Annotated in this window: 31 protein-coding genes, 1 tRNA gene and 1 pseudogene; all 33 read left to right on the top strand. The window is 52.3% G+C overall.

The window, feature by feature from the left end; translation table 11 throughout:
* Window positions 1-11 precede the first annotated feature (11 nt).
* The 33 genes and pseudogenes from ACLIBF_RS11425 to ACLIBF_RS11265 all read left to right on the top strand — a co-directional run bounded on the left by ACLIBF_RS11425 (window position 12) and on the right by ACLIBF_RS11265 (window position 25,712).
* A tRNA-Asn gene (locus ACLIBF_RS11425) sits at window positions 12-86 on the top strand.
* A 453-nt stretch (window positions 87-539) separates the two neighbouring features.
* Window positions 540-971 (top strand): tellurite resistance TerB family protein, encoded by a 432-nt coding sequence (locus tag ACLIBF_RS11420; protein WP_089561478.1) that lies wholly within the window; start codon window positions 540-542, stop codon window positions 969-971.
* Window positions 971-1,099: a DUF3927 family protein gene (locus ACLIBF_RS11415; RefSeq protein ID WP_448309818.1), complete on the top strand. Its 129-nt coding sequence runs from the start codon at window positions 971-973 to the stop codon at window positions 1,097-1,099. The genes ACLIBF_RS11420 and ACLIBF_RS11415 overlap by 1 nt, the downstream gene beginning before the upstream one ends.
* A gap of 206 nt (window positions 1,100-1,305) precedes the next feature.
* The gene (locus ACLIBF_RS11410; RefSeq protein ID WP_448309816.1) at window positions 1,306-1,659 is read left to right on the top strand and encodes a phage holin, lambda family; all 354 of its coding nucleotides are present in this window, start codon (window positions 1,306-1,308) and stop codon (window positions 1,657-1,659) included.
* Window positions 1,643-2,275 carry a glycoside hydrolase family 19 protein gene (locus ACLIBF_RS11405; RefSeq protein ID WP_448309815.1) on the top strand — a complete coding sequence of 211 codons (633 nt, stop codon included), beginning with the start codon at window positions 1,643-1,645 and terminating at the stop codon, window positions 2,273-2,275. Before ACLIBF_RS11410 ends, ACLIBF_RS11405 begins: the two co-directional genes overlap by 17 nt.
* On the top strand, window positions 2,263-2,718 hold the full coding sequence (locus ACLIBF_RS11400) for an Rz lytic protein (RefSeq protein WP_448309813.1): 456 nt from the start codon (window positions 2,263-2,265) through the stop codon (window positions 2,716-2,718). Before ACLIBF_RS11405 ends, ACLIBF_RS11400 begins: the two co-directional genes overlap by 13 nt.
* Window positions 2,615-2,851, top strand: coding sequence for an Rz1-like lysis system protein LysC (gene lysC / locus ACLIBF_RS11395; protein WP_448309811.1), 237 nt, complete (start codon window positions 2,615-2,617; stop codon window positions 2,849-2,851). The genes ACLIBF_RS11400 and lysC overlap by 104 nt, the downstream gene beginning before the upstream one ends.
* Window positions 2,852-2,974: 123 nt before the next feature.
* Window positions 2,975-3,247, top strand: coding sequence for a hypothetical protein (locus ACLIBF_RS11390; protein ID WP_448309809.1), 273 nt, complete (start codon window positions 2,975-2,977; stop codon window positions 3,245-3,247).
* A 144-nt stretch (window positions 3,248-3,391) separates the two neighbouring features.
* Window positions 3,392-4,051: a hypothetical protein gene (locus ACLIBF_RS11385; protein ID WP_448309807.1), complete on the top strand. Its 660-nt coding sequence runs from the start codon at window positions 3,392-3,394 to the stop codon at window positions 4,049-4,051.
* Window positions 4,052-4,083: 32 nt separating this feature from the next.
* Window positions 4,084-5,541 carry a glycosyltransferase family 2 protein gene (locus ACLIBF_RS11380; RefSeq protein ID WP_448310395.1) on the top strand — a complete coding sequence of 486 codons (1,458 nt, stop codon included), beginning with the start codon at window positions 4,084-4,086 and terminating at the stop codon, window positions 5,539-5,541.
* Between the two features lie 100 nt (window positions 5,542-5,641).
* A complete protein-coding gene (locus tag ACLIBF_RS11375; protein WP_448309806.1) occupies window positions 5,642-5,845 on the top strand; it encodes a hypothetical protein in 204 nt (67 codons plus the stop codon).
* Between the two features lie 96 nt (window positions 5,846-5,941).
* A complete protein-coding gene (locus tag ACLIBF_RS11370) occupies window positions 5,942-6,529 on the top strand; it encodes a hypothetical protein (protein WP_448309804.1) in 588 nt (195 codons plus the stop codon).
* Window positions 6,526-6,720, top strand: coding sequence for a hypothetical protein (locus ACLIBF_RS11365; protein ID WP_448309802.1), 195 nt, complete (start codon window positions 6,526-6,528; stop codon window positions 6,718-6,720). The genes ACLIBF_RS11370 and ACLIBF_RS11365 overlap by 4 nt, the downstream gene beginning before the upstream one ends.
* A gap of 2 nt (window positions 6,721-6,722) precedes the next feature.
* Entirely contained in the window at window positions 6,723-7,073 is a 351-nt protein-coding gene (locus tag ACLIBF_RS11360; RefSeq protein ID WP_448309800.1) for an HNH endonuclease, read from the top strand.
* A 199-nt stretch (window positions 7,074-7,272) separates the two neighbouring features.
* A complete protein-coding gene (locus tag ACLIBF_RS11355) occupies window positions 7,273-7,770 on the top strand; it encodes a phage terminase small subunit P27 family (RefSeq protein ID WP_084937878.1) in 498 nt (165 codons plus the stop codon).
* 3 nt (window positions 7,771-7,773) lie between these two features.
* On the top strand, window positions 7,774-9,504 hold the full coding sequence (locus ACLIBF_RS11350; protein WP_448309799.1) for a terminase large subunit: 1,731 nt from the start codon (window positions 7,774-7,776) through the stop codon (window positions 9,502-9,504).
* A pseudogene (locus ACLIBF_RS11345) lies at window positions 9,504-10,806 on the top strand (phage portal protein). The gene ACLIBF_RS11350 and the pseudogene ACLIBF_RS11345 overlap by 1 nt, the downstream one beginning before the upstream one ends.
* An 8-nt stretch (window positions 10,807-10,814) precedes the next feature.
* A complete protein-coding gene (locus tag ACLIBF_RS11340; RefSeq protein WP_448309798.1) occupies window positions 10,815-11,666 on the top strand; it encodes a head maturation protease, ClpP-related in 852 nt (283 codons plus the stop codon).
* Between the two features lie 9 nt (window positions 11,667-11,675).
* On the top strand, window positions 11,676-12,884 hold the full coding sequence (locus tag ACLIBF_RS11335; RefSeq protein ID WP_346545232.1) for a phage major capsid protein: 1,209 nt from the start codon (window positions 11,676-11,678) through the stop codon (window positions 12,882-12,884).
* Window positions 12,885-12,937: 53 nt separating this feature from the next.
* Complete coding sequence (locus ACLIBF_RS11330) at window positions 12,938-13,264, top strand: head-tail connector protein (protein ID WP_448309796.1); 327 nt, start codon at window positions 12,938-12,940, stop codon at window positions 13,262-13,264.
* Between the two features lie 9 nt (window positions 13,265-13,273).
* Window positions 13,274-13,612 carry a phage head closure protein gene (locus tag ACLIBF_RS11325; protein WP_448309794.1) on the top strand — a complete coding sequence of 113 codons (339 nt, stop codon included), beginning with the start codon at window positions 13,274-13,276 and terminating at the stop codon, window positions 13,610-13,612.
* Window positions 13,609-14,055, top strand: coding sequence for an HK97-gp10 family putative phage morphogenesis protein (locus tag ACLIBF_RS11320; RefSeq protein ID WP_448309792.1), 447 nt, complete (start codon window positions 13,609-13,611; stop codon window positions 14,053-14,055). Before ACLIBF_RS11325 ends, ACLIBF_RS11320 begins: the two co-directional genes overlap by 4 nt.
* Window positions 14,052-14,399, top strand: coding sequence for a DUF3168 domain-containing protein (locus ACLIBF_RS11315; protein ID WP_448309790.1), 348 nt, complete (start codon window positions 14,052-14,054; stop codon window positions 14,397-14,399). Before ACLIBF_RS11320 ends, ACLIBF_RS11315 begins: the two co-directional genes overlap by 4 nt.
* A 60-nt stretch (window positions 14,400-14,459) precedes the next feature.
* Complete coding sequence (locus ACLIBF_RS11310) at window positions 14,460-14,930, top strand: phage tail protein (protein WP_448309789.1); 471 nt, start codon at window positions 14,460-14,462, stop codon at window positions 14,928-14,930.
* 73 nt (window positions 14,931-15,003) lie between these two features.
* The gene (locus ACLIBF_RS11305) at window positions 15,004-15,414 is read left to right on the top strand and encodes a phage tail assembly chaperone (RefSeq protein ID WP_448309787.1); all 411 of its coding nucleotides are present in this window, start codon (window positions 15,004-15,006) and stop codon (window positions 15,412-15,414) included.
* Between the two features lie 23 nt (window positions 15,415-15,437).
* Entirely contained in the window at window positions 15,438-15,701 is a 264-nt protein-coding gene (locus ACLIBF_RS11300; protein WP_448309785.1) for a phage tail assembly protein T, read from the top strand.
* Window positions 15,702-15,735: 34 nt separating this feature from the next.
* A complete protein-coding gene (locus ACLIBF_RS11295) occupies window positions 15,736-19,011 on the top strand; it encodes a phage tail tape measure protein (protein WP_448309783.1) in 3,276 nt (1,091 codons plus the stop codon).
* A 9-nt stretch (window positions 19,012-19,020) separates the two neighbouring features.
* Window positions 19,021-19,362, top strand: a complete 342-nt coding sequence (locus ACLIBF_RS11290; protein ID WP_448309782.1) for a phage tail protein — start codon at window positions 19,021-19,023, stop codon at window positions 19,360-19,362.
* A 52-nt stretch (window positions 19,363-19,414) separates the two neighbouring features.
* A complete protein-coding gene (locus tag ACLIBF_RS11285) occupies window positions 19,415-20,158 on the top strand; it encodes a phage minor tail protein L (protein WP_448309781.1) in 744 nt (247 codons plus the stop codon).
* 2 nt (window positions 20,159-20,160) lie between these two features.
* Window positions 20,161-20,880: a C40 family peptidase gene (locus ACLIBF_RS11280; protein ID WP_448309779.1), complete on the top strand. Its 720-nt coding sequence runs from the start codon at window positions 20,161-20,163 to the stop codon at window positions 20,878-20,880.
* Window positions 20,873-21,490: a tail assembly protein gene (locus tag ACLIBF_RS11275; protein WP_448310393.1), complete on the top strand. Its 618-nt coding sequence runs from the start codon at window positions 20,873-20,875 to the stop codon at window positions 21,488-21,490. Before ACLIBF_RS11280 ends, ACLIBF_RS11275 begins: the two co-directional genes overlap by 8 nt.
* Window positions 21,491-21,546: 56 nt before the next feature.
* Entirely contained in the window at window positions 21,547-24,750 is a 3,204-nt protein-coding gene (locus ACLIBF_RS11270; protein ID WP_448309777.1) for a host specificity protein J, read from the top strand.
* A 311-nt stretch (window positions 24,751-25,061) separates the two neighbouring features.
* Window positions 25,062-25,712, top strand: a complete 651-nt coding sequence (locus ACLIBF_RS11265; protein ID WP_448309775.1) for a hypothetical protein — start codon at window positions 25,062-25,064, stop codon at window positions 25,710-25,712.
* Window positions 25,713-25,764: the final 52 nt, after the last annotated feature.

Here is a 25,764-nt window from a genome sequence, read left to right as displayed (position 1 = left end):
TCTCATATTCAGGGTGAGAAGCACAGAGGTTGTGCGTTCGGCTGTTAACCGATTGGTCGCAGGTTCGAATCCTGCCTTGCCCGCCAAATTAGCTCCGTGGCTGACGAGCCAGGCATTTACCGCTGCATGCGTCGGGGCGCTTATTCAATAGGCTTGTTTCGGCGAACTCTAATGTTCTGAGGGTTAAAAATGATTGCGGTTATCTTACTTCTCGCATTTATTGGCGTTAGTTGTCTTCTGGCATGCAAAGCTGTTATTCAGACTGCCTATTTCAAAGATGGGCATGGCGATAAGCCGGCCAGTGACTAGTTAAAAGTCATCTTAGCTTCTCCAGTCGGCGCAACTATTACGCCTTATCTCCACACATAACAGAATCACAATAGGTCGCCTATCGGCGGCCTTTTTTTATTTCCGCGCCACGCTCGGCGCATTACACCACAGAGCCTTTCAGAAGGTGAGCCAGAGTGATGGTCGGTGTGACTATCTCTGTGGGCTGACCATTTCTGAGCGCTGGCTCACCCCCTAAAAGGAAAGTCACTATGTTCGGTATGTTCAAAAAGAATGCCCGCCGTGCTGTCAGCGATATCAAAAAGTTTGAGAAGCGCGATCTCGCACAGGCTGTAGTAAACGCTGCTTATCTGGTGGCCTATGCCGATGGTGAATGTGAGCCGTCTGAGAAAGCAAAGATTGAGCAGGTATTGCGCTCAAACCCGACGCTTTCGGCATTCAGCGGTGAAATCAACGATATCTCCACTCGCATCATTGCTCAGCTGGACACTGATATTCGTATTGGTCGTCGTGCTGCCTTGCGTGAAATCGAAGATGTAAAAGGCGATCAGCGTGAATGTGAAGATGTACTCGATGTGGCAGTAACCATCGCAATGGCTGATGGCGAGCTGGAGCCGGAAGAGCAGAAGGTTCTTGAGCAAATTGCCAATGTTCTCGGTCTGCGTCTGGAAAATCATCTCTGATGGCCCGACTGCGCTGGCTGGCGATAGCTGTACTGCTGTTTCTGGTTGTCGCCATCGACTTCACAAGTCGAATGATGTCTGTGCTGGCTGACGGCGCAATCATCTGTGTAGTGACTGCTCTTCTCTAGCCGCTGGTTAAAGCCACCAAATAGCTTTGTGCAAAAGGCATCTACGGGTGCCTTTGACAGAAAGAATTCTAATTAGCCGGAATTCCCGGTCCTCTTTTGGCGTCCTCCCGAAAACTTTGAGATTTCCCCGTGGCTGTGTGGGGAGGTTCGCCACTTTTCTTTGACTACGAACGGCACCGACCCATTGGGAGGTGAGGATGAAACGCATGCCAGAAAAAGATCCGGGCTTCTGGGCAAGCCTACTTGCCTGGCTTTATGCCCACAAAAATGAATCCGGTTATGCCGGGCTGGCTGGCGTGATGGCAATCCTTCGCGCGACTTATATCGGGAAAGACACATGGCCCCGGCGCCTGCTCGATGCAGCGATGTGCAGTGTATTTGCATTTTTCCTTCAGCCGACGCTGCAGGTGATCGGCTCTGTATTTAACTGGAATTTCAGCGACGACACTACGCGGGTTGTTGCGGTATTTCTCGGATTTCTCGGTGTGGACTGGCTTTCGTCCAAATTGCGCAGGCTGATTGATAAAAGATTGGGAGATGGTAATGCTGACACCCAGTGATTTTCAGCGCGCAACCGGCGTCACTAGCGCACTGCGTGATGCCTGGTATCCACACATTGTCGCCAGCCTCTCTGCATTCCAGATCAGCACGCCATTGCGTCAGGCTCATTTTCTGGCGCAGACAGGGCATGAATCCGCTGGGTTCCTGAAGGTTGAAGAGGGGCTGAATTACAGCGAAAACGCTCTAACAGCGATGTTCGGCAGGCGCATCACCGCTGAGCAGGCCCGAGCATATGGGCGTAACGCTGAGCACCCGGCCAATCAGAAGATGATCGCCAGCATTATTTACGCAAACCGTAACGGTAATGGGAATGTTGATTCAGGTGATGGTTATCGATATCGCGGTCGGGGTCTGATTCAGATAACGGGCAAAGCCAACTATGCGGCACTGGTAAAGCAGCTTGGCGCTGACGTAGTGGAGGAACCCGACTTATTGCTGGGGTATCGCTTTGCTGCATTGTCAGCGGCGGCATGGTGGAAGAATCACGGATTAAACGAGCTGGCTGATTCTGATGATGTTACCCGCATCACCAGAATCATCAACGGTGGCATTAACGGTCTGGACGACAGGAAATCCCGCTTAATCAAAGCTAAGGGGATTCTATGTTCAACGTAATCGGCTTTATCCGAAATTACTCTCATCTCATCATCATCGGCCTTATCTGCGTCTGCCTCTGGGGGCTTAACGCCCGCAATTCGCAGCTGAGCGCCACTAACGACCGGCTTGAAAAGCTTTCGAACAGCAAAGACGAACAGATAAACGATCTGCGCTCGAAGAATGACGATCTGGCCGGCAGCGTGAACGACCTGGTGAAAGCGGTAAATCAGCAAAACTCCGTGATGAGCCAGGTAGCCGAACAGCGCGCCGTGACAGCGCAGCAGAACCGGAAGCTCCAGAATGAAATTAAGCGTTACCTCGCGGCAGACAAATGCGCTGTTGCTCCTGTCCCTGCTGATGCTGTTGACCGGTTGCGGGATGCAGCAAAAACCGCTGGTGGAGTACCGGACAATCAAAGAGCCGCGGCTAAGCCTGCCAGCGGAACTGACCACGCCAATTGATGTGCCGGCCGTTCCTGATCCGATGAGCTTCGGAGACAGCGTTGGGCTTAATGCAGAACTTTATGGCGCGCTCGGGCAGTGCAATATCGACCGGGCTGCAATTCGCCGCATCGAATCCTCCGACAAGGGATAACGGTCAGCCACGCTGTGAAGTGTCGCGAAGCTGGATTGACGGATTCGTCAATAAAAACAGTGCTTTACATGTTTATTTTATTTGTCTAACCTGAGTTCTGGTTTACTCATGAGGAGCAAGGTTATGCAAGCGTGTTTTGTCCAAATAGCCGGGCTGTTTTCAGGGCCTATAGAGGCGCGTAAGTTTTACGATGAGGGGAGTAAGGAGCTTTACCTGTATTTCAATGGTGAAGATATAAGCGCGCGAGTTTTCAAAAATTTAGGGAAATCAGCGGGTATAGAAGTTTCTGAATCACGCGTTTCTCTAGGTCAATTTGAACTTTTCACGACTGCGGAGCATTCATTTTCCCTACGAAGAGACTTATCAGAAGCCGAAATTACTTCAATTCCCCAGTGAATTAAAGCCGCCTGCGGGCGGTCTTTATTTTGTGCTGAAAACTGCATTCAATGAGTTCACTTTTCAGCATAAACACAATGAATCATCGGCTGGTGGTCTCACCATTGCCGACCATTTATAACATCCAGCCAGCAGGAAACTCTGATGACCATCGATGCCAATATTGTAAACGCCATCGTTACGATCTCCTCTTTGGGCAAAACAGTAAGTGATCACGCAGGCAACATCATTCGTAAAGGTGAATCATTGCGAGTTCATCTTCTGGCCGTTCAGCCTGGTTGGGATAAAGGGAGTGTCGTTCCGGAGACTCTGCTGGTAGGCACTACCTTCTTTACTGGTTTTTCCACCTCGGCATACTCTCGGGCTGTAAAAGTGCTACTACCTGATGGCTATCAATTGATTGCTTTACCCGTAGATAGTGAAGGCTGTGCTATTTCATGGGAAAGCTTGCCTGTTCATATTGAAGCGATTGAATCCGGCAATGAGCCATTCAAAATTAGCGGAGAAGGTAAGGTATATATCAACGATGCCTTGGTTAAGCCTGGCACCACCACTTACGCCGCGAGCGTTCGTATCCATGTGGATACCAAAAAAGTAGCCAGCACAGCCGATAAAATCCGCGCCATTGTTTCGAAGTACCTGTATGGCCAAGCGTCCGAATATGAAGATGAGCTGGTGGCAGAACTGAAGTCATTTATTGAGAAAGAAAATGACTATAACCGGCTGGCAACACTCATCAGCGAGCAGGTTCGCCAGCGCATTAAGGCAGAGAGTCAGCCAGGCGGCCTGCTTCACAAACGATAACCTCCTTCGGGCGGTTTTTTATTGGGGTGAATATGGACGTTATGATTGATGGTGTGCGGTACGCACCGGTAACTGAGCGGGCATCGAATATTGGTATCGCCATCAGCACCCATAACCGCCATGACGTGCTTTCCCGCGCACTGGATCACCATCTGAAGTTTCTGCCGGCCGGCGCGCTGGTGGTTGTTATTGATGACGGTTCAGCCAAACCAGTGACTGTGCCGGAAGGCGTCAGGGTTATTCGTCACGACGTTTCACGCGGTATCGTGGCCGCTAAAAATTCGAGCCTTGAGGCGCTGATTAATGCCGGGTGTGAGCATCTCTTCCTGTGGGACGATGATGCCTGGCCGATTGCTGGTGGCTGGGAACAGCCATACATCGAATCGCCTGAGCCACATCTGGCGTATCAGTTCCTCGACCTGGCTGGCCGAAATAAGCTGAACGATATGACGGTACTGTACCGTGATGATAATCACATCGCGTATACCGGTCAGCGCGGCGTGATGCTCTATTACCACCGCAGCGCAATTGAGCAGTTGGGTGGCTTCGATCCGGTATATGGTCGCGGCATGTACGAGCATCCAGATTTAGCGTTACGCATTCACAATGCAGGATTAACCACCTGGGCCTTTGCTGATGTGGTTGGCTCGGAAAAGCTGATCCACTCTATGGATGAGCACGAAGAAGGTACGCGCTCTATTCCACGTCCTGAGCGTGAAGCACTGGCAAAGGCTAATGCTGTTATCTACAGCGCCCGGCGCGACAGCGGTTACACGGCTTATGTACCATTCCGGCAGCAGCGAGATGTTGTTATCACCACACTGCTGACCAGCCAGCCTGATCCACAGCGCGGGACTAAACTTGCTCCCGCTGCCGATTTGTTGCAGGCGTGGGCTGCGTCAGTCCGCGGTGCTGATACTGTTGTTCTGGCCGATGAGCTAACCACTGCTCCGGGCGATGCATGTCTGATTCATGTACCTGCGCTTCAGATGAGTCCCTATTTCGCCCGCTGGCTCCATATCTACCAGTACCTCCGTGCTCACCCAGAGTATCGACGGGTCTGGTGTACCGATGGCACAGACGTTGAGATGCTGCATGCACCGTGGGAAGAGATGGAGTCAGGCAAAATCTATGTAGGCTCTGAGCACAAGACATACGCCGAGCAATGGATGAAGGCAAATCACCACGGGAAAGTGTATAGCGAGTTTCTCGCACAGCACCGTGATGATCCTCTGCTCAATGCTGGGCTGCTGGGTGGCAGTCGTGAAGATGTAATGGAATTTGCTCACCGGATTATCAGGCAACATTATCTCATCGAAAGCCACCGCTTCTGGAAGATGGAGACGGCCCCCGCCACTTTGGTGGACATGGGCGCTTTCGGTATGGCTGCGAAGTCTTTCGGTGATCGTGTTGTTACCGGTCCGCGCATCCACACAGTGTTCAAGTCAGATGGCATCGGTAAGGAGTTTGCCTGGTTTCGCCATAAATAGCGAGAGCATGGCATAATGTAAGTGGCTAGGGTAGCTCCCGAAAAGCGGCATCGTCACCGCCTGCCACTGATAACATGACGAGCAACTAGACGAGGTTGGTATGAACATACCAAAACCAAAGAATACCGTTAGAATATCATTCACCATTATTAATGAGAGCGGTGAAGAGACATTGTCCCGTGATTTATTCGTGCCACTTGAAAAAATAAAGAACTCTCGATTCCCTGTTTTACCTGATGTAGCACAGGCAGAGGCCCAAAAGTTTCATGAGGCTGCTGTGATGATGGGCTGCTTTGGTGAATAGCATAAAACGAGTCGCTAAGTCTGAACTTTAAACTCTATTGTTTTATTACAGGCTGCCAGTAGGCGGCCTTTTTTATTGCCTGCGAAAAGGTCAATTATGATTGATATCAAGTTCGTCGTTGTCGGTCACTACTCACGCAGGCACCAAGCCGAACAGCTAGCAGAGTCGCTTAACGCATGCCTGCTTATTGATGAAGGCTGGCACGGCGCGAACTGGAATCATCGACGAGCTATTGAGTGGGCCAGCCAGCAGGATTGTCGGGTAGTGATACTTGAGGATGATGCGGTTCTGGTTAACGGCTTCACTGAGAAGGTCACAGCCTGGCTCAGCCGGTTCCCCGAAGAGCTTATCAGCTTCTATCTCGGCACCGGCCGTCCGCCCCAGTATCAGCTGGAGATAGCGACAAAGCTTATTGATGCAGACAGGCGTCAGGCTGATTACATCACCATCAACCGGTTAGTTCATGGTGTCTGTTACAGCGTGCCGCTGCACAAGCTAAAGCAGGTGATCAGTCGCTGGAATCATCGGTCACCTGCGGACTATGCAGTTGGTGATGCATGTGGTGGCTCGGTCATCTATCCGTGTTACTCGCTGGTGGATCACCTGGATAGCGGTGCTGTCGAGCGGCACCCTGATAACTCACCACGCACAGAACGACGCAAAGCCTGGAGGCTGGCCTCATGAAGAAGATTCAACTCGCGAAGATTTATCATGGCGATTTGTTCAAAGGTTTTGGTATTGCTGTAGACGGTGAGCTACTGGATCAGCAGGTTTGCACGACCATTGAATCCACTGGCACCGAGTTACCAACAATCGTTCCTACCTTCTATCTGAAAGATGAACAGGTAGAGAATGCTATACGGATTCAGGTTTAACGATGCCTGCCAGAATACCGAGAGCGTGTCGTAAACACGGCTGCGCTAAGACAACCACAGACCGCTCTGGCTACTGCGCCGATCATCTCAATGAAGGATGGCAGCAGCACCAGAACGGGCTCAGCAGGCATCAGCGCGGCTATGGCAGCGAATGGGATGTGAGGCGGGCACGTATACTGAAGCGTGACAAGCATCTCTGCCAGAACTGTAAGCGCAATGGCAGAGCAGCGGCAGCAAAGACTGTCGACCATATCAAGCCAAAGGCACATGGGGGTACCGATGAGGATTCAAACCTTGAGGCCCTCTGCTGGCCATGCCACAAGAGCAAAACCGCACGTGAACGCCTCAAATGATAATCAATATCAACAAATTAGTTGCAAATGCAACTTTATCGCCCCAAATGAGAACGATTATCATCATAAGGGGAGGGCGGGTCGAAAGTTCAGGGCCTTGCGCCTGTAGGACCGCCGCCTAAGCCTTTTTCACACCGCCGCAGGTTAGAAAACTTTTTTTTGGGGTTACCCCACCAAGCAATAATAGGAGTTTTCGATTATGCCAGGACCACCGAAAACCCCGACACATCTGGCTTTGGTGAAGGGGAACCCATCTAAACGCGCATTAAATAAAAATGAGCCAAAACCCCCTTCAGGGGTACCCCCAATTCCCAAGCATTTCGATAAACAGGGGAAGTACTGGTTTAAACGCATCGCCGATGAGCTGGACGCGATTGGGGTTATCACGCAACTTGATGCGCGAGCGCTTGAGTTGCTCGTTGAGGCTTACACTGAGTACCGTCATCACTGTGACACGCTGGACCGGGAAGGGTACACCTACGCTGTTTTCAGCGAAGAAGAGCCGGATGAAGGCAAGGAAAGAGAGATCAGGATGATCAAGCCTCACCCCGCAGCAGTGATGAAAGCTGATGCGTGGAAGCGTATTCGGGCAATGCTCGGTGAATTTGGCATGACGCCTGCCAGCCGCACGAAGGTTGGTGCCAAAGGTGCTGCTGAAGTCGACCCTCTGGATGAATTTCTTAAAAAGCGCAAATGATGAATGGCAACTGTTCAGGCTGGTATTCAGTACGCAGAGCGCGTGCTGTCTGGCGAGATCGTTGCTGGCGAACTGGTGCGTTTGGCGTGCCAGCGCTTCCTCAATGATTTAGAGCATGGGCCGGAACGCGGTATCTACTTCAATGAGGACCGCGCCCAGCACATTCTCGATTTCTATAATTTTGTTCCGCATGTCAAAGGCGCACTGGCCGGAAAGCCGATCGAGTTGATGCCCTGGCATGTATTCATACTCATCAATATTTTTGGCTTCGTCGTGCCTCTCATTGATGAGATGACGGGCAGAGCGGTGCTTGATGAAGATGGCGACATCGTAATGGTGCGCCGCTTCCGTACCGCTTATGACGAGGTCGCGCGAAAAAACGCGAAATCCACGCTTTCATCCGGCATCGGTCTCTATATGACGGGTGCTGATGGCGAGGGAGGGGCCGAAGTTTACTCAGCGGCCACTACCCGCGATCAGGCACGTATTGTGTTTGATGATGCGAAAAACATGATCAAGAAAGCGCCCCGCACTCTGGGTCGTCTCTTTGGACATGTGAAGCTCAATATTCACCAGGAGCGTTCAGCGTCTAAGTTTGAGCCGCTTTCCAGCGATGCTAATAACCTTGACGGCCTGAATATTCATTGCGGGATTGTTGATGAGCTGCATGCACACCGGACCCGTGATGTGTGGGATGTGCTTGAAACTGCGACAGGAGCGCGCCTCCAGTCACTTCTGTTTGCGATAACTACCGCCGGCACCAATAAGGACGGCATTTGTTATGAACAGCGAGACTACGCCATAAAGGTTTTGCGTGGCGTAGTGGAGGACGATACCTATTTTGCTCTTATCTATACGTTAGATGAGGGTGACGATCCTTTTGATGAGGCGAACTGGCCTAAAGCAAACCCTGGTCTCGGTGTCTGCAAGCGATGGGACGATATGCGCCGCCTTGCAAAAAAGGCAAAAGAGCAGGTCGCAGCACGCCCAAACTTTTTCACAAAGCACCTGAATATCTGGGTTACAGCAGAAAGCGCCTGGATGGACATGGATCGCTGGGCAAAATGCGAGGGCCTTCCTGAAAGCGACAAGCTGAAGAGCTGGCCTGTATGGGTTGGCATTGACCTTGCCAACAAGATTGATATCTGCGCAGCAGCAAAAACATGGCTTTCCCCGGAGGGTCATACCTACTCAGCCTATAAATTCTGGATACCTGAAGGGCGACTTGAAACCGCACCCAACCATATTTCCGAGCTTTATCGTAAATGGTCTGATGCCGGACATCTTGAGTTAACCGATGGCGACGTTATCGATCATGCCTACATAAAGGCAGAAGTTGAAGCCTGGGTAAAAGGAGAGGATCTCCGTGAAATTGCATTCGATCCCTGGAGTGCAACGCAGTTCAGCTTAGCGCTGGCGGAAGAAGGGCTGCCAATGGTTGAGGTGGCGCAGACGGTAAAAAATCTATCTGAGTCTATGAAGACTGTGCAGGCAGATATCTATGGGGGCAAGTTTCATCATGACGGTAACCCCGTAATGACCTGGATGATGTCAAACGTCACCGTCAAACCTGACAAAAATGACAACGTGTTCCCCAATAAATCCACACCAGAAAACAAAATTGACGGACCTGTCGCGCTGTTCACCGCCAAGAGCCGGCTGATAGTGAATGGCGGCGGTGATAAGCAGGACCTGACCGCGTTCTTCGATGATCCGATAATGATAGGTGTCTGATGAAATCTAAAAAGAAGCCGGGGGCAATCAAAAGCGCCCTCCTGAACTGGCTTGGTGTGCCCATCAGCCTGACTACAGGCACATTCTGGGAGGAATGGTTCGGCAAAAGCAGCAGCGGAAAGACAGTCTCGGTTGATAAAGCGATCATGCTTTCTGCAGTCTGGGCGTGTGCGCGCCTTCTCAGTGAGTCTGTTTCGACGCTTCCCCTCAAGGTCTATAAGCGAGAAAAAGACGGGTCACGAACGCTGGCGCAGCAGCATCCGGCTTATCGCGTTCTGTGTAAGCAGCCAAATGCAGAAATGACGCCATCCCGGTTTATGCTGATGCTGGTGGCGAGTATCTGTCTGCGCGGAAATGCTTTCATAGAAAAGATGATGATCGGCAAAAAGCTCGTCGGTTTGAACCCTCTGTTGCCGCAGAACATGGTGGTGAAGCGTTTAGACAACGGGATGCTTGAGTACACTTATACCGATAGTCGCGGTGAACGCATTATTCCCGTCGATAAAATCATGCACATCCGTGGCTTCGGGCTTGATGGCGTCTGCGGCATGATGCCCATGATGATCGGTCGTGACGTGATTGGGTCGGCGATGGCGGTGGAAGAGTCCGCGGCAAAGATTTTTGAAAACGGCATTCAGAATTCCGGTTTCATCAGTTCGAAATCTGATATCAATCCGGAGCAGCGGGCCAGGCTGAAAAAGAATCTGTCAGACTTCGTCGGCTCCAAAAATGCCGGTAAGGTCATGGTTCTGGAAGGCGACATGTCATATCAGGGCGTAACAATGAACCCTGAAGCAGCGCAAATGCTTGAAAGCAGGTCATTCAGTATTGAAGAGATTTGCCGATGGTTCCGTATTCCTCCGTTCATGGTCGGTCATGCAGATAAACAGAGCAGCTGGGCATCGAGTGTCGAGGGTATGAACCTTCAGTTCCTGACTAATACGCTGCGACCGTTGCTGGTCAATATCGAGCAGGAAATTGCACGCTGCCTGCTCGATGGCGATGAAGATTATTTTGCTGAGTTCTCGGTAGAGGGCCTGCTTCGCGCCGACAGCGTAGGCCGCTCGGCATATTACACAACAGCCCTTCAGAATGGCTGGATGTCACGAAACGATGTGCGCCGACTGGAGAATATGCCACCTATCGAAGGTGGTGATATATACGGTCCAGCTTAACCTGACCCCGCTGGAAGACCTGAAAAACAATAACATTGGTGCTCAGGCCAGCAATATCATGAAGCTTCACGCTTTCCTCTTCCCAGACGTTCCACAGGAACAGTCACCGCTAAAACGCGCGGCTTAGGAGAACCAATGACGAAGTTAAAAAACCTTCCGGCAGCGCCGGAGGGGCGGCCTTTTGCGTCTGGAAAACGTGATTTGCCCGCCGCCGCAATTGATCGCTGGGATGGCAGCATTCGCGCCTCCTCATCAGCTGGTGAAAACAGCATCACCATTTTTGATGTTATCGGTGAGGACTGGTGGGGTGACGGTGTAAGCGCCAGCCGCATCGCTGGCGTGCTTCGTTCACTGAACGGGGACGATGTCACTGTTTATATCAACTCCCCTGGCGGCGACATGTTTGAGGGTGTTGCGATCTACAACCTTCTTCGCGAGTACAGCGGCAAGGTGACAGTGAAAATTCTCGGCCTGGCTGCGTCCGCGGCGTCAGTAATTGCAATGGCCGGTGATGAAATTCAGATCGGGCGTGGTGCCTTCCTGATGATTCATAACGCCTGGATTATGGCCGCAGGTAACCGGAACGATTTCCGCGAATACGCCGACTATCTCGAGCCCTTTGACAGGGCAATGGCGGATATCTACGCAGCTCGTTCCGGTATTGATATCGCTGAAGTGCAGTCACTGATGGATAAAGAGTCATTTATCGGTGGCAGCGAATCCGTTGAGAAGGGACTTGCGGACGCCCTCCTGTCTGCAGATGAAATTACCAGCGACGATGAAAGCCCATCAGCGGCGCTGAGAAAAATTGATGCTTTCCTGGCTAAAGGCGGAATGCCCCGCTCTGAGCGCCGTAAGCACCTCAAAGCTTTGGGTGGCATGCCGGGCGCTGCTCCTGAAGAAAACGGTAAGCCGGGCGCTACCGATGAAATTAACCCTGAATCACTTCTGAATCTTAAAAATGCGCTGGCTTCGCTCGGCGAATAAGGAATCCCAATGTCTGATGTAAACCAACTGCTTAAAGATGTTTCCGCCAAAGTAGAAAAAGTCTCTGCCGATTTCAGTAAAAAGGCGGAGGAGGCTATTAAAGAGGCGCAGGCTTCAGGAAAGCTGTCCACTGAAACCAAAAACGCCGTTGATAAAATTGCGACTGAGCACAACGCCCTGAATGAAGCTCTGAAAACCATTCAGGCATCTGTTGGCAACCTTGAGCAGCATGTTGCTCAGATGCCGCTGAATGCAGCGAAAGATGTTATTCAGAGCGTGGGTCAGCAGTTCGTTTCAGCTGAAGCGATGAAGGATATTCGCGCCAGCCTTGAAGGTGGCAAGCGTATCAGCGTACCGGTGAATGCCGCACTTACTACCGTCGATGTTCCGGGCCAGATCGTAGCGCCACAGCGACTGCCGGGTATCGACCAGACACCGAAACAGCGCCTGTTCATTCGTGATCTGATCGCGCCGGGCCGCACTCAGTCCAACACTATTTATTACGTGAAGCAGACGGGCTTTACCAATAAAGCAGCGGTCGTACCGGAAAATACCGCTAAGCCTTACAGCGATATTGAATTTGCTGAAGAAACCACCCCTGTGCGCACGATTGCCCACATGTTCAAAGCCTCAAAGCAGATTCTGGATGACTTCGCACAGCTTCAGTCAACGGTTGATGCTGAAATGCGCTATGGCCTGAAGTACGTTGAAGAGCAGGAAATCCTGTTTGGTGACGGTACCGGTGCTCATCTGAAAGGCATCATCCCGCAGGCTACGGCATTCAATGCGGCTTTTGCCGTGGAGAAAGAAACCGGTATTGATGTGCTGCGACTGGCAATGCTGCAGGCGCAACTGGCTCGTTTCCCGGCATCAGGCCACGTCCTGCACTTTACCGACTGGGCACGTATTGAATTGTCGAAAGATGAACTGGGCCGCTACATCCTGGCGAATCCTGCTCAGCTTACTACCCCAACACTCTGGGGCCTGCCGGTGGTGGCAACTGAAGCCGCGCAGTTCCTGGGTAAATTCCTGACTGGCGCGTTTAACTCCGGTGCTCAGTTGTTTGATCGCGAGGATGCCAACGTGGTTATCTCAAGCGAAAACGCCGATGACTTTGAGAAGAACATGATCTCAATCCGCTGCGAAGAACGCGTTGCGCTTGCGGTCTATCGTCCGGAAGCGTTCGTATGGGGAAGCCTGAGCGGTTCAGGCAGCTAAAAAATGCCAGCGGCCTCCGGGCCGCTTTTTTTTAACTGATTATGGTAACCACGATGATTGAGCTTTCCACGGTCAGGGAGCACTGCCGTATTGATGAAGATGACACCAGTGAAGATTCTTTGCTGAGCATCTATACCGGTGCCGCAAAGCGTTATGTTGAAACTTGGACCCGCAGAAAGCTGTACGAGACCAATGCCGATCCCGGTTTCGATACCGCTGAAGACCGCCTTTTGCTGGATGATGACGTGCGGACGGCAGTGTTGTTGCTTGTCGGGCACTGGTACTCAAACCGAGAGGCAGTGAACAACGGTAATATTACCAGCGAGGTACCACTGGCGGTTGAGGCTCTGTTACAGCCATACCGAATTTACGGTCTGTGAGGTGGGTTCATGCAGGCAGGAAGACTGCGTCACAAAGTGACGATTCAGAATTTCACATCAACACGCCTGCCATCAGGTCAGCCGCAAAACGTCTGGGTTGATGGCATGACGGTGTGGGCTGAAGTTAAAGGCATCAGCAGTCGGGAGATCATGACCTCAGGCGCAGAAAAACCAGAGGCAACGATACGCGTCTGGATTCGCTTCAGGACTGACGTTACAGCTGCTTCCCGGCTGAAATGCATTACGGGTCCGTTTAAGGGAATGGTTCTTGATGTGACCGGAGATCCCATACCGGACGCCAGAACGACTCAGCTCGAAATTCTCTGTAAACAGGGGGTGAAGACGTGATCGATACCAAACTGGATTTTGCAGGCTTATTAGATTTGAGCGATGACCTCAAGGCGCTCAGTAAAGCCGAAAACCGTAAGGTCATGCGTGATGCAACCCGCGCCGCTGCCACGGTTTTTCAGGACGAAGTTATCAAGCGGGCCCCGGTCAGAACGGGCAAGCTGAAAAAGAATATCGTTGTAATGACCCAGCGGACGCGTAACGGCGACATTTCCTCTGGCGTTCACATTCGAGGCACGAATCCGCGCACAGGCAACAGCGACAGCAAACTGAAAACCAAAGACTCACGGAACGCTTTTTACTGGCGGTTTGTTGAGTTAGGCACGTCGAATATGCCGGCTATCCCTTTTGTTCGGCCAGCTTATGATGCCAGGCAAGAAGAGGCCGCAAATGCCGCGTTTGCCCGTGCCAATCAGGCCATTGATGAGGCGCTAACAAAATGACGGAATCACAGATTTATCCTCTGCTCAGTGAGCTGTCTGGCGGGCAGGTTTACCCCTACGTGGTGCCGTTAAACCCGCAGGGGACACCGTCTGTTTCACCTCCATGGCTGGTGTTCACCGTAGTCAGCGAGGTGTATGGGGATACGCTCTGTGGTCCGGCAGAGGAGAGCGGTACGCTGCAAGTAGATGTGTATGCATCGACACCTGATGAGGCGCGATCCATCAGGGAACAGGCTGCTGCTGCACTCTCACCGCTTAGTTTTACGCAATTGAACAAAACCAACGGCTACGAATCCGACACAGGTTTATTTCGTGCAACGCTGGAAGTTCAGAGCCAGCAGTAATCGCCTCCCTCATCAATATCACCACCGCCACAAGGCGGTTTTTTTTCGTCTGGAGAAAACATGACCAGTAAATACGAAGTAACAAAGGGGATGACGTTTGCCGTCTCTGACGCGCCGGTGACGGCTGATGATTTTGCGGCAGCGGGCTTTCCAACCGCCAGTGTTAACTGGCTTGAGGCGGCCTGTGCAACTAAAGAGATCACCTTTACCGGCGGTCAGAAAGGTGACATCGATGTCACCACGCTTTGCTCTACTGAGCAAGAGCAAACCAACGGTCTTGCTGCGCCAGCTGAGATGAGCATCAGCCGTAACTGGGTGGGCGATGAAGAAGCACAGGATGCGCTGGAGACGGCTTATAACAATGATGAGCTGCGAGCCCTGAGAATCAAATTCCCGTCTGGCAATGGCTTCTACGTATTGGTGGAAGTACGCCAGAGCTCGTGGGGTGCGGCCACTTCATCTGTTGTCAGCGCCACTTACTCGCTGCGCGTGCGTGGCAAACCTAAGCGCATCGTTGCGTCAGGTTCATAAGCGGCTACGGCCGCTTTTCTTTCACTGAGTGGCCTATGGTCACTCTGTTATTACAGACCACAGAGATCATGAAATGTCGCCAACTAAAAAAACCAAAACATCACCGTCTGCACTTCGCGATCTGGCGCTTGCTCCATCGTCCGGATTTCGCTCAAAAGTAATTGAGGTGCCTGAGTGGGACGGGGCAAAAGTCATGCTTCGCGAGCCTTCTGGTGAAGCATGGCTGCGTTTCCGGGAAATCATGACCCCAGATCTGGCTGAAGGCGAAGAAGCGCCAAAGCTGACCCAGCAGGAAACCTACCTTCGTAATAAAAAAGCGGACGTAGTGATGTTTATGGATGTACTTCTGGATGAAGACGGCAATCGCGTCTTTAGCGATCAGGACGAAGCTACAGTGTCTGAAATTTACGGACCGGTTCATTCCCGGCTGCTTTCTCAGGCCCTGAACCTTGGCATGTCACAGGAAGCCGCTGAAGCAAAGTAAAAGAGCCGCTGACCTTCTTCCTTATGACGCTGGCCCTTCGGCTGGGGCGCACCTTTCACGAAATTCGCGAAACCCTTTCCGCGTCTGAACTGAAAATGTGGATCGCCTATGACCGCCTGAGTCCGATCGGTGACTGGCGCGGTGATATTCAGGCAGCTCAGGTATCAACCGCCATCCTGAACGCTCAGGGTGGTAAAGCGACCATCAGTGAAATGCTCCTGAAATGGGGTGAGAAAGACGAAGAGGCAGAAATCAGCGGCCTTGAAGAATGGATGGGTGGTCTTTAATAACCCGCGCCGGCGGGGTTTCAACAGGTGACATATGGCAACGCTGCGCGAACTGATTATCAAAATCTCCGCCAATTCCAGTTCTTTTCAGTCTGAAATTTCCCGCGCCTCACGAATGGGTGCCGATTATTACAAAACAATGGAGCAGGGAGGCAAAAAGGCGGCGGCGGCCACGCGTGAAACCCGGCGATCGCTTTCAGAGCTGAATTCAGAGCTGGCAACAGTAAAATCATCGGCAGCTGGTCTCGCCGGCGCATGGGCTGGTGCGTTTGCTACTCATCAGCTGATTGAATTTGCGGATACGTGGAATCAGATGAACGGGCGCCTGAAACTGGCGTCCACATCCACGGATGATTTTGCTACAGCACAGCGCACTTTGATGGAAATCAGCCAGCGTACCGGCACTTCCCTTGAGGCAAACTCCACGCTCTACAGCCGTATTGCACAGTCACTGCGAGCTGCTGGCTATGCATCTTCTGATGTTGCCAGGGTAACTGAGACGGTCGCCACCTCACTGAAGCTTTCCGGTGCGAGCACAGAGGAAGCCAGTTCGGTTATCACTCAGCTCAGTCAGGCTTTGGGCTCAGGTGTCTTACGTGGCGAAGAGTTTAACGCCATTATGGAAAACGGCGGCCGGCTGGCTAAGCTTCTGGCTGATGGCTTAGGTGTTACGGTCGGCGGTCTGCGAAATATGGCTAATAACGGCCAGCTGACAACAGACAAGATTGTGCCGCTTCTGACGAATGTCGAAGTGCTCCGCAAAGAGTTTGAGAGCCTGCCTGCCTCTGTAAGCGGATCGGCGCAGAAGGTGCAAAATGCCTTCCTTGCATGGGTAGGTGGTGCAGATAGCGCGGTTGGCGCTTCGTCATCTCTGGCGGGTGTTCTGGATAGCCTGGCAAAAAATATTGATAACGTTGCAAACGCCGCTGGCGTTCTGGTCGGGATCGGGCTTGCCCGTTACTTCGGTAATATGGTTGGCAACGTTGCACAATCAACTGCCGCAGTCGTTTCAAGTACTGCAGCAGAGGTGGCGCTTGCACAGGCTCAGGTGCGGGGTGCTCAGGTCAGTGTTGCTGCAGCGCGTCAGACGCTCTATCGCGCTCAACAGGCCAAAGCCGCTGCCGCGTCGATTGAGGCGCAGATTTTGGCAGAGCGCAACCTGACCGCTGCTCAGTCTGGACTCAATAACGCTATCGCCGGCAGAACTTCGGCCATCAACAACCTCACCAATACTGCCTCTGTTATGTCACGCTTAGGTAGTGGTGTGCTTGGAATCCTTGGCGGCTGGCCGGGCGTGATTATTGGCGCCGGAACTGCAATGTACGGTCTCTATCAGCATACACAGCAGGTCCATAAAGAAGCGGTTAGCTTTGCCAATAACCTCGATGAGATTAACGGCAAGCTCCAGCAGATGTCCGTGCTGGGCCTGAAATCCACTGCAGCTGATGCCCGCACATCCCTGCAGGCGCAGAAGCAGGATCTAAGCGATCTCGATACGCAGATTCAGAAGGTTAAAAGCAGTTTAAGTGGTCTTGACCAGATTCAGCAGGATTACAACAAGCATCCGACGCTGACCTACATCAACACGTTCATGGACCAGGCCGATATCACGGCTAAGAACGTGGAACTCACCGATAAGCTGAACAGGCTGGAGTATCAGCGTGAGCAGGCCGCGGCAAAAGTCGCCAGCACGCAAAAGCTGGTCAACGATGCGAGCGATCTGGCAACGCAGAAGGCTGTTGAGCAGGCGGGCGCGGTTTCGATACTGAAGGGTGCCTATGACCTTCTGAACCGTTCAATGTCTGCCACTGCCGGCGCAAAGCCGCCTCAGTATGCAGGGCCGGTTGTTAACGTTGCCAGCGCCACTCCGCAGCAGCAAGCGGCACTTGAAAAGGCCCGCCGCGATAACGAGCTTTCCAGCCTGAGCGGATTGCAGAAGCTGCACGCTCAGCATAAGTATGAAGCTGATGATCTTAAACTGACTGGCGCACTCTACACCCAGTACGTTTACAACAAAGATCAGGCCGCCAAAAAAGATGCCGCCGCGGCTGAAGCCAAAAAATCCGGTACGGCAGCGACCAATGCGCAGAACAAAGCGGAACGTGAAGCGGCAACTCAGGCTGAAAACTATGCGCGGAAAATTGCAGATCTAAGCGTTGCGATAGAGGTCCAGAAGGTCAGGGCAACGGATGGTGAGAAAGCAGCAGAGCTTTACGCCGCCTCTCACCAGGCTGGCACAAAGTGGACCGAAGAGCAGCGCAAAGCAATCCGCGATAATTCAACTGAACTCGAGAAATGGACGCATCTTGCTGACGCAAATGTGAAGAAGCAGCGCGAGCAGGCTGATGCGCTGAAAGACCTGACGGACGCGGCGCGTAAATACCGGGACGAAGCCGTACAGACAACCGAGACCGCGGGGATGAGTGACCGGCAGCGCGGCCGTTACGATGAGCAGCAACAGATTGACCGGGTATTTGATAAGACCGATAAAGGCTCTGCCGCCATTGCCGCCCGCAAACAGGCCCTCGATGAATTGGATAAGAAATATCAGGCTATTGATGCAGCTGAAGCCAACTGGCTCAATGGGTTATCGAAAGGGTATGAAAACTGGCTCGAGGGTGCCAGTAACATCTCCGGTGCCGTATCAACCGGCGTAACTTCCACGCTTGATAGCGCAATGGACAATATGTCGCAGATGCTTGTCAGCAGTAAGGCGGACTGGAAAAGCTGGGGGCTGTCTGTATTGCAGACGATTGCTAAGGTCGCATTACAAATGGCTGTTATCAACACGGTCAGCGGCATTTTCGGGTCTGTTGCTGGCAGTCTAGGGGGCGCCTTTGCAGGGGCGGCCGGTTCCGGCGCCGCGGCTGCAGGCAGTACAGGTGCTATGGGAATGAGTACCAGTTTCCAGGCCTACTCTGATGGTGGCTTTACGGGAAGTGGCGGGAAGCACGATCCTGCCGGGGTGGTTCATAAAGGCGAGTTCGTTTTCACGAAAGAAGCAACTGAGCGAATTGGCGTTTCAAACCTTTATGATTTGATGCGCGGGTATGCAGATGGGGGCTATGTTGGTGAAATGCCAGGTCAGCGTGCTTACGCCTCCGGTGTTAATCGCGCCACGGGGAGTGGCAATACGATTATTCAGGTTGATGCGCCCGTCAGTATTGTTCAGGGTGACGGCGCCGGAGATGCATCAGCCGCGGGTACCAACAGCGCAGCTAAGCAGCTGAAATCCATTGTCGAAACAACCCTTACTGAGCGACTTAGAAAAGAGATATCGCCCGGCGGGCTGCTCTACAGAACAACCTGAAGGTAAAAAATGGCTACAGATACATTCGGCTGGTGTGTGCGTGTTGAGGCCAGTGAACAGGTAACCGTGTCAGTACTGCAGGCTCAGTTCGGGGACGGTTACAAACAGATTGCGGGGCGTGGAATAAACGATCAGGCAGAAACCTGGTCACTTGCGTGTAACGGGAAAATAAACGTCATGGCTGAGGTCAGGGCTTTTCTTCGGGCGCACGTTACCGCCTCATTCTGGTGGATTAACCCATGGGGAGAGAAAAAGCTTTATCGCGTCAAGTCAGATTCTATCAACCCGCGATTCGTAAACGGTGAATTTGCTGAAATTGCTTTCACATTCGAACAGGCTTTCGCACCGTGACATGTCACGATAATCATCAGGGCGCCCAGCGCCCTTTTTTATTGGGTGAAATATGAGTTTTACGCAGGATATTCAGCAGCTCGAGCCGGGAAGTCTGGTGCAACTGATTGAGGTCGATGGGAGCGATTTTGGGATGGATACCGTGCTGAGGTTTCATGCCTATAACATACCTACAGAAAAAGAAAATTGGGCGTCATTTGCAGCTGAAAACCTGCCATCAATCATCTGGCAGGGCAATGAATACGACCCGCATCCTTATGAGTTGACTGGCCTTGAAATGAGCAGCTCCGGTTCGCAGCCAACACCAAAGCTTTCTGTGGGGAACGTGGGAAATCATGTCACCGCGCTGTGCCTGCAGTTTGACGACCTGGTGAAAGCCAAAGTCCGTATTCACACCACAATGGCGAAATACCTCGACGCAGCAAACTGGATGCAGGGTAATCCGACGGCTAATCCGCAGGAAGAAAGGGTGCAGCTTTTTTACGTCAACGCCAAAACCGCGGAGACACGTGTACAGGTTGACTTTGAGTTGTGCTCACCGTTCGACATCCAGAGCCTTCAGTTGCCGTCACGCCAGATTACGCCGGTATGCACCTGGTGCATGCGTGGCTGGTATCGCACTGGCACCGGTTGTGATTACGCCGGTAGCCGGTACTTTGCGAAAGATGGCACTCCCACAGATGACCCGTCAAAAGATATTTGTGGCGGGCGAATGGCAGACTGCAAGGCCCGGTTCGGGGAGGATCAGCCATTGTCGTTTGGGGGCTTTCCGGCGGCTAACCTTCAGGGCAAATAACCATGCGAAAAAAAATTCTTGAGGCGATCCGTGAGCACGTTGCTGCCGAATATCCGCAGGAGGCGTGCGGGCTGGTTATCCAGTCCGGTAGGGCACAGAAGTATTTTCCCTGCCGCAACATTTCAGATGAACCAAAAGAGCATTTCATTCTGTCTCCGGAGGATAAGCGGGCAGCGGAGAAAGAGGGTGACATTCTGATGGTCATTCATTCGCATCCTGACGTGCCGCAACTTATCCCGTCAGAACGTGACCGGATACAGTGCGATTATTCCGGCGTTGAATGGGGGATCATGTCATGGCCGGACGGCGATTTCTGTACTATCAGCCCGCGAGGCGATCGCGAGCTTGTGGGGCGGCAGTGGGTGCTGGGCTTTGCTGATTGCTGGACGCTCATCATGGACTATTACCGGCAGGAGCACGGCATCATCCTCAACAACTGGTCTGTGGATTACGAGTGGTGGCTGGATGGCAAAGAAAATCGCTATGACGATAACTGGGTGGCTGAGGGGTTCATCGAAGTTCCGCCGGCAGCGATGCGGGAAGGCGACATGATCATGATGCGCATCCAGTCGCCGGTGACCAACCATGCCGCCATTTACCTTGGTAATAACCTGATGTTACATCACAACCAGGGAAATCTTTCTACTCGAGTTCCATATGGCGATTACTGGCGCAACCGCACCGTTCGTGTGGTCCGGAGAAAGGAGCTTATCAGTGATTAAAACTATGCGGCTGAAGGGGCAGATGGCGAAAAAATTCGGGAGCGTACATCAGTACCACGTTGCCGATCTGCGTGAACTCATCAGGGCAATGTGCTCACAGGTGCCTGGCTTTAAAAAATACGTTTCTAATGCTCACCTGAACGGTATTCGCTTTGCCTTCTTCAGCGGGAAAGAAAACATCGGCCTGCTGGAGTTTGATATGTCATCCGGCGCCACAGAGTTTGAAATGGAGCCGATTCTGGAAGGGTCAAAGCGCGGTGGCACGCTGCAGATCATTATCGGCGCAGTGGCACTCGTTGCCGCGTTCTTCACTGCGGGGGCATCATTCGCGGCGTTTGCAGGGATAAGTGCGGCCACAGCCGCCGCAACAACTACCGCGCTGACCGGGCTTGGCATCAGCATGATGCTAGGCGGCGTCATCCAGATGCTTACACCCCAACCAAAGTACAACGTCGGCGCATCATCCAGCACTGATAACAAGCCTAACTACGCGTTTGGATCACCGGTGAATACCGTGGCAATGGGTTATCCCGTTCCTGTCCTGTATGGGCAGCGGGAAATCGGCGGGGCGATCATCAGCGCGGGCAGCTTTACCAGCGACCAGCAGTAAGCAAACCGGATTAATTTTTCAGGCCACCTTCGGGTGGCTTTTTTTATGGGTGAAATATGCGACTTCTTGAAGGTGCCACAATTCAGGGCAATAAAGGCGGAGGCGGCAGCGCTCACACCCCGGTAGAGCAGGCTGATGATCTGCTTTCAATCGCAAAATTAAAAATGCTGCTGGCTATCTCAGAGGGTGAGATTCAGGGCGATTTAACTGCTCAGCAGATTTACCTGAACGACACGCAGTTGGCTAATGATGACGGCACCTACAACTTCACCGGCGTAATCTGGGACTGGCGCAAAGGCACGCAGGACCAGACCTATATTCAGGGTATGCCGGAAGTCGATAACGAGAAGTCAGTGGGCGTTACCGTCACGCAGTCCGTACCCTGGACCCGGCAGTACACCGACCTATCACTGGACGCGATACGAATCAAATTGAGCCTGCCGGTGCAGTATCAGTACAAAGATAATGGCGATATGGTCGGCACTATCACGCAGTACGCGGTTGACCTGTCGACGGACGGTGGGGCATGGGTCACGGTGGTGGATGGCAGCTTCAACGGTAAAACCACTTCAGAGTATCAGCGTGACCATAGGATAGACCTGCCCAGAGCAACCACAGGCTGGTCTATCCGGGTGCGCCGCATCACCGCAGACTCTACATCTTCTAAACTGCTCAATGCGTTTAAGGTGTTCTCCTTCGCTGAAATCATCGACAGCAAACTTCGCTATCCAAACACCGCGCTGCTTTACATCGAAGTGGATGCCTCCCAGTTTAACGGCCAAGCGCCAAAGGTCACCTGTAAGCCCAAGGGCAAGCTGGTCCGCGTACCGACAACCTATGATCCAGTTTCCCGCACATATGCCGGAACATGGCAGGGTGATTTCAAATACGCCTACACCAATAACCCGGCATGGATTTTCTATGACCTGGTGCTGGATAAAATATTTGGTATGGGTACGCGTGTCGATGCCACCATGATCGATAAGTGGGAACTTTATAGCATCGCACAGTATTGCGATCAGATGGTGCCGGACGGCGCTGGCGGCACAGAGCCGCGCTTTACCTGTAACGTCTTCATCCAGAGCCAGCAGGACGCTTACACCGTAATGAAGGACATAGCGGCCATATTTCGTGGCATCACGTTCTGGGGTAACAGCCAGATATTTGTGAATGCCGATGTGCCGCAGGTCGATTCTGACGGCAACATTGACGTGGATTATGTCTATCACGCCTCAAACATCATTGACGGGTTCCCTACCTATGCGGGAGGCAGTTATAAAAACCGCTATTCATCCTGTCAGGTGAGCTGGTCCGACCCAATAAATCATTATTCGGATACCGTTGAGGGCGTATACGATTCTGATCTGGTGCAACGCTATGATGTGCGGGAGATGAGCCTGACGGCAATTGGCTGCACGTCGCAGAGCGAAGCACACCGTCGCGGCCGCTGGGCGCTGCTGTCAAATGCCAAAGATGGAACAATTTCATTCGGGGTGGGGCTGGATGGTTACATCCCGATCCCGGCAGAAATTATTGGGGTTGCAGACCCGTTCCGCAGCGGCAAGCAGAACGGCGGGCGTATAAGTTCGGTAAACGGCCTGCGCGTCACGCTTGATCGCGCTATTGATTATGCTGCAGGGGATCGCCTTGTTGTTAACCTGCCGGATGGTACTGCACAGACGCGGACCATTGCCAGCATCAGCGCCGATAAGAAAACGGTAAGTGTAAGCACCTCATTCCGTATCACCCCGGTGGCGGGCGCTGTATGGGCTATCGATAGCGACAGCCTGGCAATTCAGTACTATCGGGTGACCTCGATTTCATCCAACGATGACGGCACTTTTACCATCGCTGGCGTGGAACATGACCCAAATAAGTACCGCTACATTGACGATGGTGTGCGCATTGAGCCCGCGCCAATTACGGTTACGCCAATCAGCGTTCTGAAAGCGCCGGCCAACATCAAAATCACTGAAGTCAGCTTTGTTGAGCAGGGACTTTCTGTCTCCTCGATGCAGGTCACATGGGATCGTGTTGAGGGCGCCATCAGCTACGTGGCTCAGTGGCGCAAAGACAAAGGGGACTGGATTAACGTCAGCCAGACCAGCGCACAGGGTTTCAGCATTCAGGGTATCTATACCGGCGTTTATGACGTACGGGTACGCGCGGTTAACGCGGCTGAGGTTTCCTCACCGTATGGTTACGCCGATTCTACTTCTCTTAGTGGCAAAGCAGGCAAGCCCGGCACGCCGGTCAACCTGAAAGCGACGGATAACGTAGTGTGGGCAATCGATGTAACCTGGGCTTTCCCTGATGGCTCTGGAGATACTGCTTATACGGAAATTCAGGTAGCCACCACGTCAGACGGGCAAAACCCACAGTTCCTCGCATACGTACCTTATCCGGGCGTCAGCTATCAGCACGGCCCGATGCCAGCGGGCGTTCGCCGCTGGTACCGCGCGCGGCTGGTGGACCGTATCGGCAACACAGGCGACTGGACGACGTATGTTGAGGGCGCAAGCAGCGTAGATGCAACCGCGTTACTGGGCGACATTACCGAACAGGTTCTTAAAACCGATGCCGGTAAGCAGCTCATAGCCAAAGTTGATACCAACATCGATGCCATGCTGCAGAACGCGCTCAACCTTGACGCAACCGTTGATCACCAGATGGCGGAGGCCGGTAAAAACCGCGCCGATATTCTGTCGGTCAAACAGACGATCGCGACTAATGACCAGGCCTATGCGCAGAAGTTTGAGCAGGTGCAGGCCGCGGTGGGTGACAACGTGGCAGCAATCCAGCAAACATCAACCGCTTTAGCTGACACCAATGGAAAGCTTTCAGCGCAGTATTCAGTGAAAGTTGCCGTAGACAGTAACGGGCGTCAGTACGCTGCAGGCATGGGTATTGGTGTTGAGAACAGTCCGTCCGGCATGCAGACGCAGGTGCTGTTTCTGGCTGACCGTTTTGCGGTTATGTCTCAGGTGGGAGCTACTCCTCAAACTTTCTTTGCGATTCAGAACGGCCAGACCATTATCAATTCAGCCTTTATTGGTGATGCGACGATTACGAGCGCAATGATCGCTGCATACATCCAGTCTACTAACTACGTGCCAAATACTGCCGGCTGGCGACTTGGTAAAGATGGGACGTTTGAGCGCAATGCAGCAAACGGCTCGGGAAGAGTTATAGATACTGGCACGTTGCGGCAGGTATATGACTCTAATGGCACATTACGAATCAGAGACGGTCTTTGGTAAGGAGTTTAAATGGCTGGGGGGCTTCAATGCTGGGACGCAAACGGGAAGCTGATCGTCGATATTGGCGACTATAACACTCGGTACCTCGGAAGAACGACAGTGACGATGGCGGCAAACACTAATCTCGTAACGGGGTCATTTCCCGGGCTAACTGCATCAGGATCGTTTGTCGTCGTTGTCTCTGCTTCGAGTAGTTCGTTTTTCACACCATCTAATTTTGCAGCTCGTTCATACGATGGAGGCTTTCGTGTTTTCAAGTTATCGAGCTACACGGCTGCTGTCACTCTCACTTTGGATATGTATGCATTTATATGAGTGGATATCAGGTATGGAACTCGGCGGGGGCCCTTGTAATTGATTCGGATTTTAAGGGCACCTATTACCGGGATACGGTTAATTACGCAGGCATCACAGATATCGGTTACTACAACATCTCCTGCCAGTTAGGTAACTCAACTGACATGGGGCACGTGAGCGCCAGTGTTCCGCTGGATGACAACCTGCGCTGGTTCAAACCAAATAATAACGCGAAAATGTTTTTCACCGGCCCAGATTGGATGACTGCCAATGCTGGTTCAATGGCGCGGACACGTAGCGACATGCCCGTGGAAAGCGGTTACAGAGATGTCTTCAATTCAGCGGGGCAACTTGTCTGGTCTGCTGTGATGGCGGCAAAAATACCACGTATACTGGGTTTCTTCGATGTGCCGGCTAACTTTGACTTAGATAATGCCGTTTATTCTCAGTACATAGGAACCAACACATGGTTTCTTATTAGCTCAGTGCCTGGAGGGAATATCTCCGATGATGGTGCCGCAACGGGATACTCTGGACCTTTCTTCAAATTTTCTAACGGGACTTTGCAGTGCCAGTGGGTAAACCAGCTTCAGCAGACTTGGGCTAGTACGCTGAAGCCATACGGAATGCGCATACCATACGGAATACTTTCGAATCTTAGTTAAAAGTATTGATCTAAACGATCATTTTTTCGACTTGATATTACTTCAATATAGA

This window comes from Pantoea sp. PGP6 (assembly GCF_053474785.1).
The sequence above is the reverse complement of the archived record's forward strand: the minus strand, read 5'-3'. Positions and strand labels throughout refer to the sequence as shown.

What these genes read in the sequence shown, in the direction of transcription:
- ACLIBF_RS11325 (WP_448309794.1), top strand. Translation starts at nt 13,274, where the DNA reads ATGCAGGCAGGAAGACTGCGTCACAAAGTGACGATTCAGAATTTCACA.
- ACLIBF_RS11415 (WP_448309818.1), top strand. Translation starts at nt 971, where the DNA reads ATGGCCCGACTGCGCTGGCTGGCGATAGCTGTACTGCTGTTTCTGGTT.
- ACLIBF_RS11340 (WP_448309798.1), top strand. Translation starts at nt 10,815, where the DNA reads ATGACGAAGTTAAAAAACCTTCCGGCAGCGCCGGAGGGGCGGCCTTTT.
- ACLIBF_RS11330 (WP_448309796.1), top strand. Translation starts at nt 12,938, where the DNA reads ATGATTGAGCTTTCCACGGTCAGGGAGCACTGCCGTATTGATGAAGAT.
- ACLIBF_RS11360 (WP_448309800.1), top strand. Translation starts at nt 6,723, where the DNA reads ATGCCTGCCAGAATACCGAGAGCGTGTCGTAAACACGGCTGCGCTAAG.
- ACLIBF_RS11365 (WP_448309802.1), top strand. Translation starts at nt 6,526, where the DNA reads ATGAAGAAGATTCAACTCGCGAAGATTTATCATGGCGATTTGTTCAAA.
- ACLIBF_RS11375 (WP_448309806.1), top strand. Translation starts at nt 5,642, where the DNA reads ATGAACATACCAAAACCAAAGAATACCGTTAGAATATCATTCACCATT.
- ACLIBF_RS11305 (WP_448309787.1), top strand. Translation starts at nt 15,004, where the DNA reads ATGTCGCCAACTAAAAAAACCAAAACATCACCGTCTGCACTTCGCGAT.
- ACLIBF_RS11380 (WP_448310395.1), top strand. Translation starts at nt 4,084, where the DNA reads ATGGACGTTATGATTGATGGTGTGCGGTACGCACCGGTAACTGAGCGG.
- ACLIBF_RS11405 (WP_448309815.1), top strand. Translation starts at nt 1,643, where the DNA reads ATGCTGACACCCAGTGATTTTCAGCGCGCAACCGGCGTCACTAGCGCA.
- ACLIBF_RS11290 (WP_448309782.1), top strand. Translation starts at nt 19,021, where the DNA reads ATGGCTACAGATACATTCGGCTGGTGTGTGCGTGTTGAGGCCAGTGAA.
- ACLIBF_RS11265 (WP_448309775.1), top strand. Translation starts at nt 25,062, where the DNA reads ATGAGTGGATATCAGGTATGGAACTCGGCGGGGGCCCTTGTAATTGAT.
- ACLIBF_RS11300 (WP_448309785.1), top strand. Translation starts at nt 15,438, where the DNA reads ATGACGCTGGCCCTTCGGCTGGGGCGCACCTTTCACGAAATTCGCGAA.
- ACLIBF_RS11315 (WP_448309790.1), top strand. Translation starts at nt 14,052, where the DNA reads ATGACGGAATCACAGATTTATCCTCTGCTCAGTGAGCTGTCTGGCGGG.
- lysC (WP_448309811.1), top strand. Translation starts at nt 2,615, where the DNA reads ATGCTGTTGACCGGTTGCGGGATGCAGCAAAAACCGCTGGTGGAGTAC.
- ACLIBF_RS11385 (WP_448309807.1), top strand. Translation starts at nt 3,392, where the DNA reads ATGACCATCGATGCCAATATTGTAAACGCCATCGTTACGATCTCCTCT.
- ACLIBF_RS11420 (WP_089561478.1), top strand. Translation starts at nt 540, where the DNA reads ATGTTCGGTATGTTCAAAAAGAATGCCCGCCGTGCTGTCAGCGATATC.
- ACLIBF_RS11295 (WP_448309783.1), top strand. Translation starts at nt 15,736, where the DNA reads ATGGCAACGCTGCGCGAACTGATTATCAAAATCTCCGCCAATTCCAGT.
- ACLIBF_RS11310 (WP_448309789.1), top strand. Translation starts at nt 14,460, where the DNA reads ATGACCAGTAAATACGAAGTAACAAAGGGGATGACGTTTGCCGTCTCT.
- ACLIBF_RS11410 (WP_448309816.1), top strand. Translation starts at nt 1,306, where the DNA reads ATGCCAGAAAAAGATCCGGGCTTCTGGGCAAGCCTACTTGCCTGGCTT.
- ACLIBF_RS11355 (WP_084937878.1), top strand. Translation starts at nt 7,273, where the DNA reads ATGCCAGGACCACCGAAAACCCCGACACATCTGGCTTTGGTGAAGGGG.
- ACLIBF_RS11370 (WP_448309804.1), top strand. Translation starts at nt 5,942, where the DNA reads ATGATTGATATCAAGTTCGTCGTTGTCGGTCACTACTCACGCAGGCAC.
- ACLIBF_RS11285 (WP_448309781.1), top strand. Translation starts at nt 19,415, where the DNA reads ATGAGTTTTACGCAGGATATTCAGCAGCTCGAGCCGGGAAGTCTGGTG.
- ACLIBF_RS11390 (WP_448309809.1), top strand. Translation starts at nt 2,975, where the DNA reads ATGCAAGCGTGTTTTGTCCAAATAGCCGGGCTGTTTTCAGGGCCTATA.
- ACLIBF_RS11335 (WP_346545232.1), top strand. Translation starts at nt 11,676, where the DNA reads ATGTCTGATGTAAACCAACTGCTTAAAGATGTTTCCGCCAAAGTAGAA.
- ACLIBF_RS11280 (WP_448309779.1), top strand. Translation starts at nt 20,161, where the DNA reads ATGCGAAAAAAAATTCTTGAGGCGATCCGTGAGCACGTTGCTGCCGAA.
- ACLIBF_RS11400 (WP_448309813.1), top strand. Translation starts at nt 2,263, where the DNA reads ATGTTCAACGTAATCGGCTTTATCCGAAATTACTCTCATCTCATCATC.
- ACLIBF_RS11270 (WP_448309777.1), top strand. Translation starts at nt 21,547, where the DNA reads ATGCGACTTCTTGAAGGTGCCACAATTCAGGGCAATAAAGGCGGAGGC.
- ACLIBF_RS11350 (WP_448309799.1), top strand. Translation starts at nt 7,774, where the DNA reads ATGGCAACTGTTCAGGCTGGTATTCAGTACGCAGAGCGCGTGCTGTCT.